This window comes from Streptomyces sp. NPDC002574 (genome assembly GCF_042889545.1).
In the GTDB taxonomy this organism is placed as follows: Bacteria; Actinomycetota; Actinomycetes; order Streptomycetales; family Streptomycetaceae; genus Actinacidiphila.
Window position 1 is genome coordinate 42617 of the sequence record NZ_JBIARB010000002.1, and the last position, 19543, is coordinate 62159.

18 protein-coding genes are annotated in these 19543 nt (G+C 72.6%); 12 read left to right on the forward strand and 6 right to left on the reverse strand.

What is annotated here, in order from left to right; translation table 11 throughout:
• Positions 1 to 7 precede the first annotated feature (7 nt).
• From ACFYXS_RS04075 to ACFYXS_RS04105, 7 genes are all read left to right on the forward strand, one after another.
• Positions 8 to 1183, forward strand: coding sequence for an MFS transporter (locus ACFYXS_RS04075; RefSeq protein WP_389243611.1), 1176 nt, complete (start codon positions 8 to 10; stop codon positions 1181 to 1183).
• 317 nt (positions 1184 to 1500) lie between these two features.
• Positions 1501 to 3063, forward strand: a complete 1563-nt coding sequence (locus ACFYXS_RS04080; RefSeq protein WP_389243613.1) for a hypothetical protein — start codon at positions 1501 to 1503, stop codon at positions 3061 to 3063.
• A 160-nt stretch (positions 3064 to 3223) separates the two neighbouring features.
• Positions 3224 to 4540, forward strand: a complete 1317-nt coding sequence (locus ACFYXS_RS04085; RefSeq protein ID WP_389243615.1) for a hypothetical protein — start codon at positions 3224 to 3226, stop codon at positions 4538 to 4540.
• A 59-nt stretch (positions 4541 to 4599) separates the two neighbouring features.
• On the forward strand, positions 4600 to 5862 hold the full coding sequence (locus tag ACFYXS_RS04090) for an AAA family ATPase (RefSeq protein WP_389243617.1): 1263 nt from the start codon (positions 4600 to 4602) through the stop codon (positions 5860 to 5862).
• Positions 5859 to 7121, forward strand: coding sequence for a VWA-like domain-containing protein (locus tag ACFYXS_RS04095; protein WP_389243620.1), 1263 nt, complete (start codon positions 5859 to 5861; stop codon positions 7119 to 7121). The genes ACFYXS_RS04090 and ACFYXS_RS04095 overlap by 4 nt, the downstream gene beginning before the upstream one ends.
• Before the next feature lie 297 nt (positions 7122 to 7418).
• A complete protein-coding gene (locus ACFYXS_RS04100; protein ID WP_389243622.1) occupies positions 7419 to 8102 on the forward strand; it encodes a hemerythrin domain-containing protein in 684 nt (227 codons plus the stop codon).
• Positions 8099 to 8683 carry a TetR/AcrR family transcriptional regulator gene (locus ACFYXS_RS04105; protein WP_389243624.1) on the forward strand — a complete coding sequence of 195 codons (585 nt, stop codon included), beginning with the start codon at positions 8099 to 8101 and terminating at the stop codon, positions 8681 to 8683. Before ACFYXS_RS04100 ends, ACFYXS_RS04105 begins: the two co-directional genes overlap by 4 nt.
• Before the next feature lie 57 nt (positions 8684 to 8740).
• On the opposite strand, the gene ACFYXS_RS04110 is transcribed toward ACFYXS_RS04105, so the two are convergent.
• Positions 8741 to 10477, reverse strand: coding sequence for an MFS transporter (locus tag ACFYXS_RS04110; RefSeq protein WP_389243626.1), 1737 nt, complete (start codon positions 10475 to 10477; stop codon positions 8741 to 8743).
• A 475-nt stretch (positions 10478 to 10952) separates the two neighbouring features.
• On the opposite strand from ACFYXS_RS04110, the gene ACFYXS_RS04115 reads away from it, so the two are divergent.
• A complete protein-coding gene (locus tag ACFYXS_RS04115) occupies positions 10953 to 11951 on the forward strand; it encodes an SDR family NAD(P)-dependent oxidoreductase (protein WP_389243628.1) in 999 nt (332 codons plus the stop codon).
• Positions 11952 to 12113: 162 nt separating this feature from the next.
• Positions 12114 to 12740: a TetR/AcrR family transcriptional regulator gene (locus tag ACFYXS_RS04120; protein ID WP_389243630.1), complete on the forward strand. Its 627-nt coding sequence runs from the start codon at positions 12114 to 12116 to the stop codon at positions 12738 to 12740.
• On the opposite strand, the gene ACFYXS_RS04125 is transcribed toward ACFYXS_RS04120, so the two are convergent.
• Positions 12713 to 12961: an SCO5918 family protein gene (locus ACFYXS_RS04125; RefSeq protein WP_389243632.1), complete on the reverse strand. Its 249-nt coding sequence runs from the start codon at positions 12959 to 12961 to the stop codon at positions 12713 to 12715. The two genes, ACFYXS_RS04120 and ACFYXS_RS04125, sit on opposite strands and share 28 nt — an antisense overlap.
• Positions 12962 to 13265: 304 nt before the next feature.
• Here ACFYXS_RS04125 and ACFYXS_RS04130 point away from each other — a divergent pair, with 304 nt between their 5' ends.
• Together ACFYXS_RS04130 and ACFYXS_RS04135 are read left to right on the forward strand one after the other, a co-directional pair.
• Positions 13266 to 13469 (forward strand): cold-shock protein, encoded by a 204-nt coding sequence (locus tag ACFYXS_RS04130; protein WP_037915390.1) that lies wholly within the window; start codon positions 13266 to 13268, stop codon positions 13467 to 13469.
• 147 nt (positions 13470 to 13616) lie between these two features.
• Positions 13617 to 13988 (forward strand): ClpX C4-type zinc finger protein, encoded by a 372-nt coding sequence (locus ACFYXS_RS04135; protein ID WP_389243635.1) that lies wholly within the window; start codon positions 13617 to 13619, stop codon positions 13986 to 13988.
• A 22-nt stretch (positions 13989 to 14010) separates the two neighbouring features.
• On the opposite strand, the gene ACFYXS_RS04140 is transcribed toward ACFYXS_RS04135, so the two are convergent.
• The 4 genes from ACFYXS_RS04140 to ACFYXS_RS04155 all read right to left on the reverse strand — a co-directional run bounded on the left by ACFYXS_RS04140 (position 14011) and on the right by ACFYXS_RS04155 (position 17851).
• Positions 14011 to 14433, reverse strand: coding sequence for a hypothetical protein (locus ACFYXS_RS04140; protein WP_389243637.1), 423 nt, complete (start codon positions 14431 to 14433; stop codon positions 14011 to 14013).
• Positions 14434 to 14607: 174 nt separating this feature from the next.
• Complete coding sequence (locus ACFYXS_RS04145) at positions 14608 to 15843, reverse strand: ferritin-like domain-containing protein (RefSeq protein ID WP_389243639.1); 1236 nt, start codon at positions 15841 to 15843, stop codon at positions 14608 to 14610.
• On the reverse strand, positions 15840 to 16694 hold the full coding sequence (locus tag ACFYXS_RS04150; protein ID WP_389243641.1) for a phosphate/phosphite/phosphonate ABC transporter substrate-binding protein: 855 nt from the start codon (positions 16692 to 16694) through the stop codon (positions 15840 to 15842). The genes ACFYXS_RS04145 and ACFYXS_RS04150 overlap by 4 nt, the downstream gene beginning before the upstream one ends.
• Positions 16691 to 17851 (reverse strand): acyl-CoA dehydrogenase family protein, encoded by a 1161-nt coding sequence (locus ACFYXS_RS04155; protein WP_389243643.1) that lies wholly within the window; start codon positions 17849 to 17851, stop codon positions 16691 to 16693. The genes ACFYXS_RS04150 and ACFYXS_RS04155 overlap by 4 nt, the downstream gene beginning before the upstream one ends.
• A 559-nt stretch (positions 17852 to 18410) precedes the next feature.
• Here ACFYXS_RS04155 and ACFYXS_RS04160 point away from each other — a divergent pair.
• Positions 18411 to 19487: an adenosine deaminase gene (locus tag ACFYXS_RS04160; protein ID WP_389243645.1), complete on the forward strand. Its 1077-nt coding sequence runs from the start codon at positions 18411 to 18413 to the stop codon at positions 19485 to 19487.
• Positions 19488 to 19543 lie beyond the last annotated feature (56 nt).

Sequence of the window (19543 nt, forward strand, 5' to 3'; positions counted from 1 at the left end):
CCGTTTCATGCGCACCTACCAAGAGCTCTTCCGCACACCGGAGTTCACGCCGCTGTTCCTCATCGCCACCGTCCAGGTGGCGGCGCAGACGGTGGGCGGACTGGCCCTGAGCACCCTGGTCTACGACGCGACCGGCTCGCCGCTGCTGTCCGCCGTCGCCATGTTCGGCCCGTCCCTCGCCCAGGTGGTCGGGGCGACCACGCTGCTGTCCGCGGCGGACCGCCTGCCGCCTAGGGCCGCGTTGAGCGCGGTGTCCCTGTTCTTCGCCCTCGGCACCGGAGCCCTGGCCGTCCCCGGTCTGCCCCTGTGGGCCGTCTTCGCCGTCCTGTGCGCCGAGGGCCTGGTGGCCTCCTTGGGCGGCGGGGTCCGCTACGGCCTGCTCCACCAGATCCTCCCCAAGAGCGGCTTCCTGCTGGGCCGTTCCGTACTCAACATGTCGACCGGCAGCATGCAGATCTGCGGCTTCGCCGTCGGCGGCCTCCTGCTCTCCGCCCTGTCACCGCGCGGTGTCCTGATCGTCGGCGCCGCCCTGTACCTCGCCGCCGCGGCCGCCGCCCGGTTCGGCCTCGCCACCAGACCGCCGCGCGCGGTCGGGCGCCCGTCGCCCGCGGAGACCTGGCGGACGAACGTCCTGCTCTGGTCGGCCGGGCCCCGCCGCACCGTGTACCTCGCCCTTTGGGTGCCCAACGGCCTGATCGTCGGCTGCGAGTCGCTCTTCGTGCCGTACGCGCCCGCTCACGCCGGGGCGCTGCTGGCCTCCGCCGCCTGCGGCATGCTCGTGGGCGACACGCTGGCCGGCCGGTTCCTCCCGCCACGATGGCGCGAGCGGGCGGGCGCCGTGCTCCGGCTCCTCCTCGCCGCCCCCTACCTGCTCTTCGCCCTGCACCCCGCGCTGCCCCTCGCCGCCGCCGTTGTCGCTCTCGCCTCGGTCGGCTACGCCGCGAGCCTGGTGCTCCAGGAACGCCTGATGGCGCTCACCCCGGACGAACTCAGCGGCCACGCCCTCGGCCTGCACTCCTCCGGCATGCTCGCCTGGCAGGGCCTCGGCGCCGTCATCGCCGGCACCGTCGCCCAGCACACCTCCCCGGCCACCGCGATGACCGCCCTGGCCGTCACCTCCGTCACGGTCACCCTCCTGCTCGCCCCCGGCCTCCGCCCGGCGCTGGCTCCCGTCGTGACGTGATGCACGGCAAGCGGACGTGCCCGGGCGATCGGTCCACGACGGGTTTCGGCTTGACGGTCCGATGGGGAACGGTGCCGCCACCACCGCCCGTGCCGTGTGTCGGCTTCGCTGCCCACGCTGCCCGTGCTTATATCGCGAAAGCAAAAATAACGACGACGGAATTCACGCGACACACCCATCGTCATCGCTCCTGGTGGCGCGTGCGGAAGACCGTATCGGCGCCGTGAATCCCGTATGGCGACGGCGTCCTCACCTCGTCCTCACCTTTCCTTTCGATCCCTGACCACTCGGACGCCGATCCCACGGGGGCTGCTTTCATGGAAGACGGCAACGAAAATGCGCCTGCCGGACGGCCGCGCGGGAATGTGACCAGGCGACGCATTCTCCAGGGGACAGCGGGCGCCGGTGCCGCTCTGGCATCCGCCGGCATCTACGAGATGATCGACACTTTCGCGAAACCACCGTCCCGGCCCGTTGCCGCCGACACTCCGCCGCTCCAGGAGCAGTACATCCTGCAGAACGAGCCGGTGGTCATGGTCGACGGATCGGGTGTGGAGAGCCGCAAGGGCACGATCGCGGTCCGGGTGCCGGCCCTGCACAATCACGTCATCACCGCAAAGCTGACCGTACCGGCGAACGCCAAGGCGTTGCGGGAGGCGCAGCACCACCTCGAGTCCGTCCTCCTGGATGTGGAACGCCAATTCCCGCCCACGCCCGCAGGGGTGGCCACCACGGTGGCCTGGGGACTTCCCTACTTCCACCACTACATCCCCACCCTGGGCAAGGCGTCGGGCTTCTTCAAGGCGGGAACACGCTACCCGGCCTATCTGCCGGTCGATGTGACGACCTCCAAGAAGGAGGGCCATACCGTATACGCCCTCCAGGAGGCCAGGACGTTCCCCAGCGACCAGCCCCCGCCAGGCTTCGGGCCGGTCCGCCTGGAACAGAATGACGTGGCCGTGCTGCTCCGCAGTGACTCGCTCGCCAATATCAAGGCAGCCCAGAACGCCATCTTCGGGCCTGGAAGCAACCGGGCGGGCAGCCTGTTCAAGGTGACGAGTATCCGCCGGGGCTTTTCCGGGGGCGGTTTCTACGGGCAGCAGGGCCTGCCGAGCAAGCTGGCGCTGGCGGCCGACATCCCCGGTGCGCAGTCGATCCCTCGGCAGGCGCAGGGCTTCCTCGGCTTCGCCACCACCCTGGACTCGAACATGGGACCCGGGGTCATCGCCAATCTGGAGACCTTGCCCGGCCTCACCGATCAGTGGCCCCATGGTTACTTCAAACAGGGGACCACCATGCATCTCTCGCACCTGTTCCAGGATCTGGTGACCTGGTACGAGAAGAACTTCCCCCAGTACGCGGATCGCGTCCAGGCGATGCTCCATCCCGGCCTCTCACCCGCGCCCGCGCCGGGTACGCTCGCCCTCCAGCCGCCGGGCCAGAGCGAGGCCCAAGTGGCGCAAGGCGTACGACGGTACCGCGCCTACGGCCACACCGGGAGCATGTCGGAGGTGGACAGCACCACGTCGGCGATGACCGGCAACTACGGGAAGGCCTACCCCTCGGGGACCACCATCCCCGTGCGCGGCGATTTCGACACGCTGGACAATCCGTTCCACTACACCTCCGATCCGGCGGCGGACCACTACAGCAAGACGCCGGCGGCCGGGTTGCACTTCATCCAGTTCCAGCCGACGACGGAGATCTTCAATATCGTCCGGCTCTCGATGGACGGCCACTACCCCGACAGGACGCTTCCCGTCGCACCGCGCAGCCCCCACGCCGGCATCAACTCGGTTCTGCACACGACCCACCGGCAGAACTATCTGGTACCACCACGTCGCCATCGCTCCTTCCCACTCGCCGAGTTCCTTGTGTGACGCCGGCCGCGGCGCGCCCGCCGAACTGCCGGGGATCCACCGGCCGCCGCAACAGAGGCGAAAACACCTGGCACGAACGTGCGACGGGCGCTACGCTCCCCGCGATGACGACTTACGCCTCGTACAGATCGGGGGTCCCGTCCGCGCAAGGTGAGTGCTGATGCTCACTCAGAACGCGTACGGGGATTCCCGGCTTTCCTTGTGGCTGCGCGTACGGGAGTACGCCGTGCCGCCCTCGATGATCGAGACCGCGACCTTCCGCCGCCGTGCGGGGGACTGGGCGGGCGCGTGCGCCGCCGCGGGTGTCGACGTCGATCTCCATCTGCGTGCGCTGGCGCGCACGCACGGTACGCAGCTCGCGGCCCGCGTCCGGGCGGATCTGCGCCATCTGGCTCCCGATCTCCTGCGCTGGCACATGCCGAGGGTCGCGCCCGACGGGCTGTTGCGGCCGGGGCTGACGATCGCCCTGGCCCGGTACCAGGACGGCGGACGTTCCGTGCACCTCGTGGTGCGGACGCCTCCGGCCTGGGCCGATGCCGGTCAGCGCATCAGCCTCGCGCTGTGGGACGGAACGCGGGGCGCGGCGGGTGCCCACCCCCACCCCCGTCCGCACCGCCGGTTCCGTCTCGACCTGCACCGGCACCTGTGGGACGCCCGCAGGGCGGACGAGTTGCGCACCCGGTCGGGCGCCGGCGGACCACCCGCCGACGACCCGCCTCCTCCGGACCCGCGCTGGGCCGTCGGCCGATGGCCCGCCGAGGCGGGGATCGTGCTCCGTGCCGAAGGGCGGCACAGCGGCACCGTCCTGGTCCGACTGGGCGCGCGGGACCGGTTGCTGGTGAACGTGGCCGACCCGGCCGCGACCGGGGACGGCGGCGCCCACCGGCTGCCGGTGCTGCCCGACGCGGCGACCTGGGTGCCACCGGACCTGGAGCTGCTGCGCGCCGGCGCGATCACGGCCGGCCGGCTGCACCCGCTGGTCGCCGCGGCCCTCGTACCGGGTCACGCGCCTCCCGCCACCCGCCGACCCCCGCACCCGGCAGGGCAACCGCGCATCGTGGAGTGCCGCGGTGCCCTGCACCGGATCGGCCAGGTCGACGGGGTCCTCGTCCCGCTGGACCACGGCCCGGACGAGATCCGCAGGGAGGAACTGCTGGCCGCGCTGACCGGCACCCCCCTGCCCTGCCTCCAGGCGATCGACGAGGCGCACCGCCGGCCGGACTGCCTCCCCGGCGTCCGCGAACGCCTGGACCACGGCGACACCGCCGGTGCTCTGGCGGTCGTCGAGGGCCTGCTCGGCCCCGAGGCGGTGCTCCGGGACGGCCCGCTGCGGGACGAACTGGAGACGGCCGCCGAACGGCGCATCGTCCACGGGCTGTTCCGGGCGGGCCTCGCCGACCCCGGACCCCGCCGCGCCCCGGACCGGCGCCCTTCCCGTGACCGTCGCTCCCGCCCCCGGGCCGCGACCTTCCGCTGACCCGGCCCACGGACTGCCCGCCCTCCCGCCACCCTTCACGAATCCAAAGGTGATCACGCATGCCCGCCACCGCTCTGCTGCCCGCGCCCGACCTGCCCGCCGACCCCGACAGCCCCGCCCAGCTCGACGTCGCCGGCGCGCTGCTGGACCTGCTGCGCGACACGACCACGGAACCGCGGCCCGATCCGCAACTGGAGGCGCTGACCCTGGCCGTGGCCGCCGACCTCCCCGTACTGCTCTGGGGCGAGCCCGGCATCGGCAAGAGCGCGGCCCTGACACAGCTCGCCGCCGCCCTGGACCTCCCGTTGACCACGGTGATCGCCAGCGTGCACGAACCGTCCGACTTCTCGGGCCTGCCCGTCGTCGGCGACGATCCCGCCGTGCACGGTGTCCCGATGGCCCCGCCGGACTGGGCCGTACGACTGGTGCGGGCCGGGCGGGGACTGCTGTTCCTCGACGAGTTGTCCACCGCGCCGCCCGCCGTGCAGGCCGCCTTGCTCCGCCTCGTGCTGGAGCGGCGGATCGGCGCGCTCCAACTGCCGCCGGACGTACGGATCGTGGCCGCCGCGAATCCGCGGTCCTCGGCGGCGGACGGCTGGGAACTCAGTCCGCCCCTGGCCAACCGGTTCGTCCACCTCCAGTGGACCCACGACCCCGAGGTCGTGGTCCGCGGCCTCGGCGGGACGTGGCCCCGGGCGGCCCTGCCGCGGCTGGACCCGCGACGGCTGCCCGAGGCCGTGGACCTCGCCCGCCGCGCGGTGTGCGGGCTGCTGGCCGCCCGCCCCGGTCTCGTGCACAAGCTGCCCACCAACGAGGCGCGTCGCGGCGGCGCCTGGCCGTCCCCCCGCAGCTGGGAGATGACCCTGCACCTCACCGCCTTCGCGGCCGCGGCGGGATCCTCCCGGGACGTGCTGTCCCTCCTGGTCAGGGGAACGGTGGGGGACGGCCCCGGCCTGGAGCTGCTGGCGAGCCTGGACCGGATGGACCTCCCCGACCCCGAGGACCTGCTCGCCGATCCCGCGGCCGCCGTCCTGCCCGAACGGGGCGACCTGCGGCAGGCCGTGCTCGACGGCGTGGTGGACGCCGTCCGCAGGCGCCCGGAGAAGTCCCGCTGGGACGCGGCGTGGGCGCTGCTGGTCCTGGCGCTGGAGACCGGGGCCCCGGACCTGGTGGTCGTCCCCGCGACCACCCTCGCCTCGCTGCGCCGGCAGGACTGGGACGTGCCCGCCGCCATCGAACGACTCGCCGGAACGGTGACGTTGTCCCGCCGGGCCGACCAGGCGGCCGCCCGCGCCGCGCAGGCCGCGAAGGCGGGCCGATGAGGCATGACGCACCGGCACCAGCGGCCGCCGCCCGGACCGCCCTGGACCGCGAAAAGCTCTTCGCCGCCCGGCTGCAGGCCGCCCGGGCCCGGCCCTACCTGGCGACAGCGCTGTTCGCCCTGCACACCGTGGAGTCGCCGCGGGTGCCGACGATGGCCGTCGACCGGCACTGGCGGTGCTACGTCTCGCCCGCGTTCGTCGACAGGACGCCGGTGGAGGAACTGGCCGGCGTGTGGGTGCACGAGATCTCCCATCTGCTGCGCGACCACCACGGGCGCAGTGACCGCTTCGCGAGGGAACACGGCCTGACCGGCCCGGGCGAACGGCTGCGGATGAACATCGCCGCCGACTGCGAGATCAACGACGACATCTACGGCGACGGCCTGGTCCGGCCCGAAGGCGCCGTCGTGCCCGCGTCGTTGGGCCTGCCCCAGGGCCGGCTCATGGAGGACTACCTGCGCCGGTTCGGACTCGTCCCGCTCACTCACAGCATCGCCTGGCTGGACTGCGGCAGCGGCGCCGACGGCCTCGACCGTGCCTGGGACCTGGGCCCCGAGGGGGCGGACGGCCTCAGCGAACAGGAACGGGACGCGGTACGGTTCCGGGTCGCGCAGGGCATCGCCGGCCGGCCGGGAAGCGCCCCGAAGGGGTGGCAGCGGTGGGCGGAGGAGGCCTTCCACCCGCCGCAGCCGTGGCGGGAGTTGCTGGGTGCCGCCGTCCGCTCGGCGGCCTCCGGCCCCGGCACGGGGGAGGACTACACCTACGGCCGCCCGTCCCGCCGCTCCGCCGGTGTGCCCGGAGTCGTCCTGCCGAGCCTGCGGCGCAGGCCGCCACGGGTCTGCGTCGTCATCGACACCTCGGCCTCGGTCAGCGACACCGAACTCGGCAGCGCCCTCCTCGAAGTCGCCGCCATCTCCCGTGCTGTCGGCGGCCGTCGCGACATGGTCACCGTCGTGCCGTGCGACGCGTCGGCCCGCGTCGTCCACCCGTTGTGCCGCGGCGAGGGCATTCCACTGGTGGGCGGTGGCGGCACGGACCTGCGGACCGGTTTCGCCACGGCGCTCCGCACACGGCCCCGCCCCGACGTCGTCGTGGTCCTGACGGACGGTCAGACCCCGTGGCCGGAGGCGGCCCCGGCCTGCCGCACGGTGGTGGGCCTGTTCCCCCGGCAGTTCTCGTCCTCCGACGACCACGAGAACAACCCCTTCTACGTGCCGGACAAGCCCCCGGACTGGGCACGCGTGGTGGAGATCGGGTAGTCCCGCCGCCGCGTGCGCCGGGCGGTGCGGGGAGGTCGGGACTTCTTCCCATGCCTGCCGGCCGGCGCAAGATACGGAATCCTCCCGATGCCCGCGGGACCTCGTTTTGACAGCATCGGTCCCCGAAGGTGATCGGTAGCCCACGGGGCCGGGCGGCCGCGCCGAGGCAGCACGCGAGAGGCGGGTCGTGACGACCGTACGGAGCGGCGCCCGGGCGCGCAGCCGCTGTCCCGCCGGCCGGGCCCGTCCGACGGCCCGCGGTCGTCGAGGGATCCACAAGGTGAGAACGGGGTTCGAGTGAATCTGGCGTTGAACGGGCCGATGGCCGATGTGCGGGACATGTACATGGCCCACACCATGATGCGGCGGGAGTTCCGGCTGCTTCCGCAGCTCGTGCGGGACGTCGCGGCGGGGGACACCGAGCGCGCCGAGGTCGTCGCGGCCCACGCCGGCAAGGTGTGCCTGATCCTGCACCTCCACCACGAGGGCGAGGACGCGGTCGTGTGGCCGCGCCTCCTCGAGCGGGGCGGGGACGAGACGGCGGCGATCGTGCCCACGATGGAGCGGCAGCACCAGGTGATCGAGGGTGCCCTCCACGAGGCGACGGAGCTCCTCACGGCCTGGCGTTCGACGGCTCAGGGCGGCGACGCGCTCGCCGACGCCCTCGACCGGCTGCTCACCGCGCTGCTGGAGCACATGGCCCTGGAGGAGAAGGAGATCCTGCCCCTGGCGGAGAAGTACATCACCGCCGCGGAGTGGAAGCTCCTCGGGGAGCACGGCATGGCGGGCAGCCCCAAGAAGGACCTGCCGCTCGCCTTCGGCATGGTGATGTACGAGGGCGACCCCGAGGTGGTCAAGGCGGTGCTCGCGCACGCCCCCCTCGCGGCCCGCGTGATCATGCCGATCGTCGGGCCCCGGCTGTACGCGAGCCACGCCAGGCGCGTGTACGGCACGTCGACCCCGCCGCGCGTGGGAACGTGACCGGCGTCCCGGCGCGGCCCTGGCCGCTGCGTGAACGGGCGGACGCCGCGCGCAACCGCGCCGCGATCCTCGAAGCGGCGGCCGGGCTGTTCGCCGAACGCGGGATGGACGGCGTGACCATGGACCAGGTGGCGGCCGCCGCGGGGGTCGGGAAGGGCACCGTGTTCCGCCGCTTCGGCGACAGGGCCGGACTGGCCGCCGCGCTGCTGGCGGAGCGGGAGCACGACCTGCGGGAGGCGGTCGTACACGGGCCGCCACCGCTGGGCCCCGGGGCGCCGGTCGGCGACCGCCTCGCCGCGTTCGTCGACGCCTACTTCGATCACCTGATGCGGCATCTCGCCCTGGTGCGCGCGTACGAGACCGCGGCCGCCGGCTCGCGCCACCAGGCCGACGCCCACCGCTTCTGGCACCGCCACCTGGTGCGCCTGCTCGACGGCGCGGCCGACCCGGAGGCCTCCGCGCACGTCCTGCTGGCCAACCTGTCCGCCGTGCACATCACCGCCCTGCTGCCCGAAGTGGGCGAGGACCGGATGCGCCGCTGCCTGTCACATCTGGCGCGCGCGGCACTGGGCCCCGGGTGACACGGAAGGCGGCCGGGTGCCCGGGGCGCACCGGCCGCCTCTGCTCCGTGCTCGGACTCAGGCGCTGACCGTCTCGCCGGGCAGCGACAGGTCCAGGTCGACCAGTCGTTCGTGTCCGGGGTGGGTCGCCGAGGAAGCCAGCGGGCCGTGCCCGGCGGCGCGTGCGGCGAGGACGTAGTGGCCCTCGGCCGGGACGGTGAGCGTGTACGTCCCGTCCTCGCCGGATATCGTCGCGCCCGCCTGACGGCCGCGGCGGTCGATGAGCGTGACCTTGGCACGGGCGACGGGTGCGCCACCCGCTGCCAGCACCCGGCCGCGGAAGCCCCGCAGGACCTCCTCGGCGTTCGCCAGGTTGACCTCCTCCTCGCTGCTGGCCCGCAGCTGGAGCGTGGCCGCCCGCCGCCCCGGCAGACCCAGGGCGAGGAGCACGCCGATGGCGACCGCGGCGGTGGCGATGACGAAGGACACGCGGAAGCCGTGCATGGTCGGGATGGTGAGGCCGTTCGCGTGGTTCGCGGTGTTGGCGAGCACCATGCCGATCACGGCACTCGACACCGACGTGCCGATCGACCGCATCAGGGTGTTGAGGCCGTTGGCGGCGCCGGTCTCGGAGGCCGGGACGGCGCTGACGATCAGCGCGGGCAGCGAGGAGTACGCGAGGCCGATACCGGCACCCAGGACCACCGCGATGATCACGGTCTGCCAGGGCTTGTCCATCAGCCCGAGGCCGCCGCCGTAGCCGAGCGCGATGATCAGCATGCCGAGGATCAAGGTGACCTTCGGGCCGAAGCGGGCGGAGAGCCGGGCGTAGACGGGGGCCGTCAGCATCATCGTCAGGCCCAGGGGTGCCACGCACAGACCCGCGACGACCATCGACTGGCCGAGGCCGTAGCCGGTGGAGGCCGGCAGCTGGAGCAGCTGGGGGAGGACCAGCGAGACCACGTAGAAGCTGACGCCGACCATGATCGAGGCGAGGTTGGTGAGCAGCACTTCGCGGCGCGCGGTGGTGCGCAGGTCGACCAGCGGTGCCTTCAGCCGCAGCTCCATCAGGCCCCACAGCAGCAGGATGGCGACGGCCGCGCCGAACAGGCCGAGCGTGGTTCCGGAGGACCAGCCCCAGTCGCTGCCCTTGGTGATTGGCAGCAGGAGCAGCACCAGGCCGATCGTCAGGCCGATCGCGCCGGGCAGGTCGAAGGTGCCCTTCGCGCGCATCGGGGACTCGGGCACGACGATCAGGGTGAGCGCGATGGCGAGTACGCCCAGCGCGGCGGCGGCGTAGAAGAGGGCGTGCCAGTCGGTGTGCTGCGCGATCAGGGCCGCGCCGGGCAGCGCGAGGCCGCCACCGACACCGATTGAGGAGCTCATCAGGGCCATCGCCGAGCCGAGCCGCTCGCGGGGCAGCATGTCGCGCATCAGGCCGATGCCGAGCGGGATCGCGCCCATGGCGAAGCCCTGCAGCGTACGGCCCACGATCATGGTGAGCAGTTCGCTGGTGACGGCGCTGATCACGGCGCCGACCACCATGATCGAGAGACTGGTGATCAGCAGGCGGCGCTTGCCGTAGAGGTCGCCGAGGCGGCCCATGATCGGGGTGGCCACGGCACCGGAGAGCAGGGTCGAGGTCAGGACCCAGGTGGCGTTGGTGGGAGCGGTGTTCAGCAGCTGCGGCAGGTCTTTGATGACGGGGACCAGCAGCGTCTGCATGACCGCGACAACGATGCCTGCGAAGGCGAGAACGGGGACGACGGCCGCGGTGGTTCTCCGCGTGGGCTGGTCGGTCGTCGTGAGCGTCATTGAGTGGGGCCTCCGGGCCGGGAAGAGGAGGTGGCGTCGTTCGACACACCACATCCCCTGCCAACCCGTATGTCGAGGCAACTATTCCGGCACCTCGGACGAAAATGCGGCCGGCGGCCCGGAGGGCTTCCTGGACGCTACCCGGAGGGCTTCCCGAGCGGGGCGGGCGAGGGGCCCGCGGGGCTGTTGGCCCCCGCCACCGTGCCGTGGCGGGGGCCTACCCATGGCGTGAGGACTGTGGCGGGTTCCGCACCACGGCCCTCCGCACGCGTTCAGCCTGTCCCGGCTCCGTCGCGGCCGCGCGCCGAACGCGTCCTCCCCGGTGACACGCGGGCGGTCGCGCGTCCGGAGCAGCGCTCCGCGTACCAATCCAACCGTCCGGTTGTTTTTCGGTCGAGAAGCGGGCTATGGTTTCAACCAACCGGTTGGATTCAACTTTCCCACCCGGCCCGTACCGAAGATCGCTGGAGTTCTCGTGTCCTCTTCTTCTCCCTCTTCTCCTTCCTCCTCCGCGGTGCCTTCCCCCGGCATTCCCTTCGGTGCCCACTCCACGGCGGCGGAGGTCGTCCACGGCGTGGACCTGACCGGCAAGCGCGCCCTCGTCACCGGCGGCAACTCGGGCATCGGACGGGAAACCGCGCTGGCGCTCGCCGGCGCCGGCGCGGAGGTGACCCTGGCCGTACGCGACCCCCGGGGCGGTGAGAGCGCCGCCGGCCGCATCCGCAGGGAGACCGGCAGCCGCGACGTCCGCGTCGCCGCCCTGGACCTGGCCGATCCCGCCGGAGCCCGCGCCTTGGGGGAGAGCTGGAGCGGACCCCTGCACATCCTCGTCAACAACGCGGGCATCATGGCGCTGCCCGAGCTCGGCCGCACCGCGCGGGGCTGGGAGCGGCAGTACGCCGTCAACGTCCTCGGCCACGCCGCCCTCACGCTCGGGCTGCACGAGGCCCTGCGGGCGGCGGACGGCGCCCGCGTGGTCACGGTCAGTTCCTCCGCCCACCTCATGGCCCCCGTCGACTTCGACGACGTCCACTTCGCCCACCGCCCCTACGAGGCGTGGACGGCCTATGGGCAGTCCAAAACGGCCGGGATCCTGTTCACCGTGGCCCTGGCCCGCCGGTGGGCGGGCGACGGGATCACCGCCAACGCGCTGCACCCCGGCGGCATCATGACCAACCTCCAGCGCCACCTCAGCGACGACCAGCTCCGGTTCGTCGGCGCGACCGACGAAGCCGGACGGAAACTCCAGGTGCCGCCGGGCTGGAAGACCCCGCAGCAGGGCGCCGCCACCTCCGTCCTGCTGGCGGCCTCCCCGCTCGTGGACGGCGTGACGGGCCGCTACTTCGAGGACTGCCAGGTCGCCGCTCCCCAGCCCGACCCGGCACCGGGCAAGAGCGGTGTCGCCGCCTGGGCGATCGACGAGAGCGCGGCCGATCGTCTGTGGGACGACGTCACGAAGGAACTCGGCTTCTGAGCCCCAGGCCGGGACGGGAGCGCGCGGGCGTCGGGCTCCGGCCCCTCGTCCGCGATGCCCACGAGGTCGTCCGCACCGCGCCGTTGGGCCGGCATAGCGCGGGGGAACGACCCCTGCTTCGGCCGGTGTTTTGCCCGGGCGCGGATATTTTAGGCTGTCTTCATGGTCTACGACTCTGCCGCAACGCGTGCGCGCCTCATTGATGCCGCCTATGGCGAATTCGTCGCGCACGGGCTGGCCGGCGCGCGGGTCGACCGGATCGCCAAGGCCGCCCCGGCCAACAAGCAGGCGATCTACGCCTACTTCGGTTCCAAGGACGAGCTCTTCGATACCGTGCTGGACGCCCGGCTGCGCGTCCTGGCCGACGTCGTCCCCTTCACGCCCGACGACCTCGCCGCGTACGCCGGAGCGCTGTTCGACGCCCTCACCGACGATCCGGACCTGATCCGGCTGACCCAGTGGAAGGCACTCGAGCGGCCTCAGGCGTCACTCGCGGAACGGGAGAACCATCTGGCCAAGGCGCAGGCCGTCGCCGACGCCCGGGGCGCCGACCTCGAAGCCGGTATGGACGCGTTGATGGTCGCCCTGGCCGCCGCGCAGTCCTGGCTCTTCACGCCCCACGGGATCCGCAATCCCAGCGGCGGTGACGAAACGGCCCGGCGCGACCGGCACCGGGCAGCGGTCGTGGCCGCGGTCGCCGCGATGACCGACCGGCTTCTGCCCCTCCCCGGACGACCCTGCCGGGGTGACGGTCCGCGCGCTCAGACGTCGGCGGAGGGTGCGGGGTGACAGGTGAACCCGAGGCGCTTCATGGCCCGGGTGACCTCCGCGGCGGTGAAGTCCCGCCGGTCCTGGCGGGTGATCACCGCACCCACCTGCTTGACGGGGTAGGAGCGCTGACCGATGAGGACGCACTCGCCGGCGGCAGGCTCGGGGGCGATCCCGCTCATGGCCCGCTGCACCTCGCTCGCGGTGAGGTCGAAGGGGTAACCGGCGATGATGCAGCGCACTGGGTCTCCACACGGTGGACGGATCAGCTGGCACTGTCAGCCTTGCACAAGACGGGGCCCAGAACGACAGGGCGGGGACGTGAACCGGCATGAACCTTCCTCCGCGCGCCTCCCACCCGGGCCATGAATTCTGTGTTAGGTTGGATACGTTGCAGTTTTGGTACCCATGAACTTTATGTGCGCCTGACGGGATGTGACCCACAGGTGCATTTTTGTTTTTCCGGTCCTTCCGGAGGGTCATTGCGGCGACAGAAGTCCGCACAGTGCGGACTTGGTGTACTGCTCCCGAAGGAGATGTTTCATCATGGCAACTGGCACCGTGAAGTGGTTCAACGCGGAAAAGGGTTTCGGCTTCATCGAGCAGGACGGTGGCGGCGCTGACGTCTTCGCCCACTACTCGAACATCGCGACCCAGGGCTTCCGTGAGCTGCAGGAGGGCCAGAAGGTGAGCTTCGACGTCACGCAGGGCCAGAAGGGCCCGCAGGCGGAGAACATCGTTCCCGCCTGACGCCGACGGCATCGCGGTCCGGGGCCGGCACCTTCACGGGTGCCGGCCCCGGACCGTTGTCGTACCCCGTGCGCGCGGCTGAGACCTTGTCAGGTTCGCCCTGACGGCCTAGGGTTCAGGAAAATCCTGACCGTTCGGGGGCGCACCGTGACACTGTCCGAGACTCTGCCGGAACTCACCCGCTGCTCCTTCTGCGGCAAGCCGAACACCGAGGTCGACAAGCTGGTCGCCGGCCCCGGTGTGTACATCTGCAACGAGTGCGTGGCCCTGTCCGCCTCGATCATCGACGGCAGCCTCGGCAGCCCCGCGGGGCGGCCCGTGTCCGTGTGGGAGTCGATGACGGACCAGGAGATGCTCGGTCACATCCCGCGCGTCGCCGCGCACATCGACGCGGCCGAGGCGGACCTCACCGCCTGGGTGCGGGAACTGCGCCGACGCGGCGTCACCTGGAGCAGGATCGGCGAGACCCTCGGGACCACCCGCCAGTCCGCGTGGGAGCGGTTCTCCGGCGAGGAATGAGCGCGAGCGACGGACGACCGCCTCAGCGGAAGTCCCCGGGCGTGTAGGCGTCCGTCCAGTGCGCATAGGCCGCACGGTCCGACGAGGAGAAGGACGCGTTCAGGATCCGGTACTGCCGGTAGAAGCGGCGGCCCTGGTCGATCCGTACGCCCCGCACCTGCAGATCGGAGTCCGGCAGCACGCGGACGTGGCCTTCCGCGCAGTTGGGCTCGCAGGTGTTGATCCTCAGAGTGCCCCGGCCGGCCGCCTCCGCCGAGCCCCAATGGGACCAGCGCAGACCCTCCAAGGCGACCGTGTTCGTCGCCTCGAACGTCGACGGCATGGCCGACGGCCGCTGGGTCACGTCGTCCAGCAGCATCGGCGGATCCGCGCCCGCCGCGGCGGCCGCCGGGACGAGGGCGGCGGTGAGGGCGAGCAGGAGGCACGACAGGGGACGACGCGGCATGGTGCTGCCTCCTCGACCGGCGAACGACCGGCGAACATCCGCGCGGCAGCCGCCTGATGGCGGGCCGCGCAGTGCAACGGCGAGGTGTCCGCGCCCGATGGGACGGCTGGGCTCGAAGGGCCTTTTGTCCCATCGTAGGACGCACGGTCGCCTCGTGCCCGCGCGCGGCCGCCGTCACATGAAGTTGCGGGTGTGCAGGGCCGACAGGGCGGTGGCCTCGTTGTCGGGGAAGCCCAGCCGGGACAGCCGGTGACGCCGCGCTTCGTCCATGTCCGACTGGAGGCGCTGCACCGCCCGCCAGCCGCGGGCGATCGCCGCCGGGGCCCATGAACCGGCCGCCAGGAGCACGAGGGCGTCGAAGACGTCCTGGTTCAGACCGGCGGAGGCCGCCAGTGCGTCGTGCCGGCGCTCCACCGCGGCCCGCAGCAGCCCGCGCAGCTGCGGGTCCACGCTCGCACGGTGCTCCAGGTGCCCCAGGCCGAAGGCCACGTGCCGCGCCTCGTCCTGGCGCACGAGGCGGCTGATCCGCCGGGTCACCGGGTCGGGGCCGTGCCGTTCGAGGAAGGCCAGCAGGCTGAGGAAGCTGCCCTCGCCCAGTACCGACAGCAGGAAGGAGGCGATGGAGAAGTCCGGCTCGGTGAGCAGTGTGGTCAGCGACGCCCGGCCGCCGACCGTGGACGTTCCCATGGTGCCGCCCTTGAGCAGCGCCCGCCGGGTGAACACCTCGATGTGCCGGGCCTCGTCCGCGGCCTGCACGGCCAGGAGTTGGAGCACTTCACGGAAGTGCGGGTGCACCTGCACGAGCAGGCGGGCGGGCACGATCAGCGCGGCCTGCTCGTTCTCCACCAGGTACGTCATGACCTGTACGACGGCCGCCTCGACCTCGTCCGGCAGGGCGAACGCGGTGTCCCACGGGACGGCGGTCAGCGGGTCCCACTGCGCGGCCGCCGCCTGCCGGTACAGCCGCGGCGCGAGATCCGTCCAGGCGATGTCCTGATCGGTGACCGCGAAGGGCACCTCCGGCCCGCCGGCCTCCACCAGGGCGCCGCGTGCGGCCAGGCCCCAGTGCAGCGGCGGCCGCCTCGCCACCTCCCGCGCGTCCGGGCCCCCGGCCCGCTCGGCGCCCTCCCACCGGGCGACGGCGGCGTCCCCCCGGCGCACATGGGCACGCACCGGGGCCTCGTCCGGCGCCGCGAGGGACACGGTGTGGCCTTCGCGGCGGCACCAGGCGGTGAGGGGGGCGAGGAGCGCTGGGCCCATGCCGGTGAGTGCGACCCGGCCGCCGGTCGCGACCTGGCTCAACGAGCGGCGCAGCAGGAGATGAGCACCCTCGTCGAAGCCCGTCCCGGCCAGGTCCAGCACGAGGTCGGACGGCTCCTCGACCGCCTCGCCCGCCTCGCCCGCGGTCACGGCCGGTAGCCGGCGATCGTGACGGTGCCCTCCGCGTCGTAGAACCCCGTCTCGTCCACGGCGGTCGCCAGGTCGCCGAAGCCGCTGTCGCGTCCCGGGAGCCACTGCCGGAGCCCTTCCAGGTCGAGCAGATGGCGCACGTCGGGGTCGGCGTAGGACATCGACCGCAGCAGCGCCGACAGCCGCTCACCGCGCTCCGTGCCGAGCGAGGGCCCGCTGGCGAGCACGCAGTGGTCGAAGGGGGCGGTGCGCGCCAGCAGACGCGTGGTCCCGGCGGGGAGGGACCCTTCCAGACCGAAGATGAGGTGCGAGGCGTCGCCCATGCAGGCCGCCGCGACCTCTCCGGCCAGGACCGCCCGGGCCGCCTCGCGCTCGCCCCCGATGTGGTCGCCGTGCAGCCCCACGCCGGTGTCGTGGCGCCGGACGCGGAAGTCGGCCCCCGGCACCAGGCCCGCCTCCCTGAGATGGCGCAGGGGCAGGAGCGTCGCCTGAGGTGAGTCGATCGCGCCGACGGCGACGGTCTCGCCCTTGAGGTCGGCGACCGTGACGACCGGCCCGTTCGACCGGACCACGATCACCGAGGTGAGGTCGCGGTCGGTGTCGCGCATGACGAGCGGCCTGACCTCCGCGCCCGCGGCCTCCGCCATGCGGCGGGTGCGCAGCCATGCCAGGGGGGACTGCCACGCCGCGTCGATGCGGCCGCGGACGAGGTCCTCGGTCTGCCGCTCGTAGTGGGCGTAGAGGACGAAGTCCATGTCGAGGCCGTGCTCGCGAAGCCAGGCGCGGAAACCGGACCAGATCGTGACGACCTTCGGGTCGTACGCGACGGCGCCCAGGACGATGTCGGTCATCCGGCCTCCTCGAACAGCGGCAGGCCCAGACCGGCGCGGCCGCAGAAGTCGTACAGCGCCTCGGTGGTCGGCGCCATCACGCGTGCCGCCAGGGCGTCCCGGAAACGACGCTCCACACCCAGGTCCCTGCGGAAGGCCGACCCTCCGCACAGGCGCATGGCACCGTCGGCCACCTCGGCGGCGGCCTCGCCCGCCAGCGCCTTCACCTGCAGCGCCCGCACCGTCGCCTCCGGGCTCCCCGCCGCCATCGCGTCCAGGGTGTCGTCGAGGAAGGCGCGGACGGAGTCCGTGCGCAGGCGCAGTTGTGCGTACTGCCGGCGGGAGACGGGCTGCTGCGCCAGTGTCTCGCCCAGGTGCTCCAGGCGGGCGGTGCGCAGGTGCCGGGCGGTCAGCTCCATGAGCGTCTCCATCACCCCCAGGGAGAAGGCGGCGCTCAGCACGAGAAAGCAGGGCAGCGCCAGTTCCAGTGCCGTCGCCAGGCCCTGTCCGTCGGTCCCGAGCACGGCCCGCTCGGGCAGGGACACGCCTTCTGCGGTGATCGGGCAGGAGGCGTTGCCGCGCAGCCCGAACCCGTCGTAGTCGCCCTGCACGGACAGCCCGGGGAGGTCGCCCGGGACGAGCCACAGCGTCATGGGGCCGTCGGCCCGCAGCGGCCGGCTCGACCAGACATAGCTGTCGGCCTCGCCCGCCGCGGTGACCCAGGACTTCACCGCGTCCAGCCGCACGCCGCCCGCGCCGGCCGGAACGGCGGTGCCCGCGGGTGCCCAGAAGTGGCTGCGCGACCCGCGCTCGGAGAACGCGAGCGTGCTCAGGTGGCGGCCCTCGGCGATCGCCCGCCGTACGTCCTCCGGCCCGTGGCGCTCGATGACGGACACGGCGGAGTAGTGCATGAGCAGGACCATCGCCGTGGAGCCGCAGGCCCCGGCCACCTGCTCGATGACCGCGGCGGCCCGCCGCAGGTCCGCGCCGCCCCCGCCGTGCGCCGGGGAGCTGAGCAGGCCGAGGGCGCCCGCGTCGGCGAGTGCCCGCACGCTCTCGCGGGGGAAGCGGCCGGCGCGGTCGACCCCGTCGGCGAGCGGCCGGACGCGGTCGCGGAGAACGGCGCCGACATCCGGCCGCGCGGTGTCGGGAGGCGTCGCCTCGGTGGTGTGCAGCATGTGTTCCCCATGGAGATGTGGACGGAGACGGTGTGACCGGTCCACACCCAAGCAGTCCGCTCCTGGCACCGGTGGGAGCGCGCGCCGCCCCCTCCGGAAGAGTGATCATCGGGTTGGTCGGGGCCCGGTGCCCGCCGTGCCCGAGGAACACGGTTCTCCATGGCGGGTCCGCACCGTGTTCCGGCATCACCCAGGGTTCGCCTTGCGGAAATGCCGGACGGCATTCGGTGAGGAGAAATGGTGAATTCCACGGCAATGACCGCCCAGGGTCGGCGGGTGCATTGTCGCGACCACGGAGGACAGGGCCCCGCCGTGGTTCCGCTGCCCGGATTTCCCAAGGGATCTCGGCATGTTCCAGCCGCGGACCGAAGTGCTTCAGGAAACGTTTCTGTCCATCAGCGTCGATCTGCGGGTCCACGGGCGCGCGCCCGGCCGCGCGACCGCGACGGAGCACACGGCCGTGTGGCGGGACCGGCCGTCCCGGAATCGTTTCGCCGCCTTATCCTTCGGGCAAGGCCGACGGCCGTGGGGGCAGCGTCGATTCTCCGGGCGGCAGCAAGTGGACGGTACCGAGAAGCGCGATCCCCTCACGGGCGATGCGGGGCCCGGCCGTGACCTGGGCGCGTTCATCGCCGGACTGCCGAAGGCCGAACTGCACGTGCACCACGTCGGCTCCGCCTCCGCCCGCATCGTGTCGGAACTGGCGGCCCGCCATCCCGACGCCGGAGTGCCGGCCGACCCCGAGGCCCTGGCCGGATACTTCACCTTCAGGGACTTCGCCCACTTCATCGACGTGTACGTCGCCGTGGCCGGTCTGGTCCGCACGCCGGAGGACGTCCGCCTCCTGACGTACGAGGCCGCCAGGGACATGGGCCGGCAGAACGTGCGCTATGCGGAGCTGACCGTCACCCCGTACACCTCCATCCGCCGCGGCATCGACGAACGGGCCTTCATGAACGCGATCGAGGACGCCCGTTCGGCCGCGGAGAAGGAGTTCGGGGTGATCCTGCGCTGGTGCTTCGACATTCCGGGCAGGCCCGGGGTGTACGCCGAGGAGACCACGCGGCTGGCCACCGACGACCGCGTCCGCCCCGAGGGCCTGGTCTCCTTCGGGCTCGGCGGACCCGAGACCGGCGTGTCGCGACGCCAGTTCAAGCCCTACTTCGACCGCGCTGTCGCCGCCGGCCTGCGGTCGGTACCGCACGCCGGCGAGACGAGCGGACCGGAGGCGGTCTGGGAGGCGCTGCGCGACCTCGGCGCGGAACGGATCGGCCACGGCACCCACGCCGCCCGCGACCCGGAACTCCTCGCCCACCTCGCCGAGCACCGGATCCCCCTGGAGGTCTGCCCGACGTCCAATCTCGCCACCCGGGCGGTCCGCTCGCTGGACGACCACCCCATCGGGGAGTTCGTCAGGGCCGGGGTCCAGGTCACCGTCAACTCCGACGATCCGCCGATGTTCGGCACCGATCTGAACAACGAGTACGCGGTCGCCGCCCGGCTGCTCGGCCTCGACGAGCCGGGACTCGCCGAACTCGCCAGGAACGCGGTGCGGGCCTCGTTCCTCGACGATGCCGGCAAGCAGCGCATCGTGGAGGAGATCGATGCCTACACGGCGGCGTGGCGCCGGTCCTGACGCCCCGCCCCGACCACCCGAACGTGCGCAATGGCTGGGCCGTCCGGGGCTCCGCC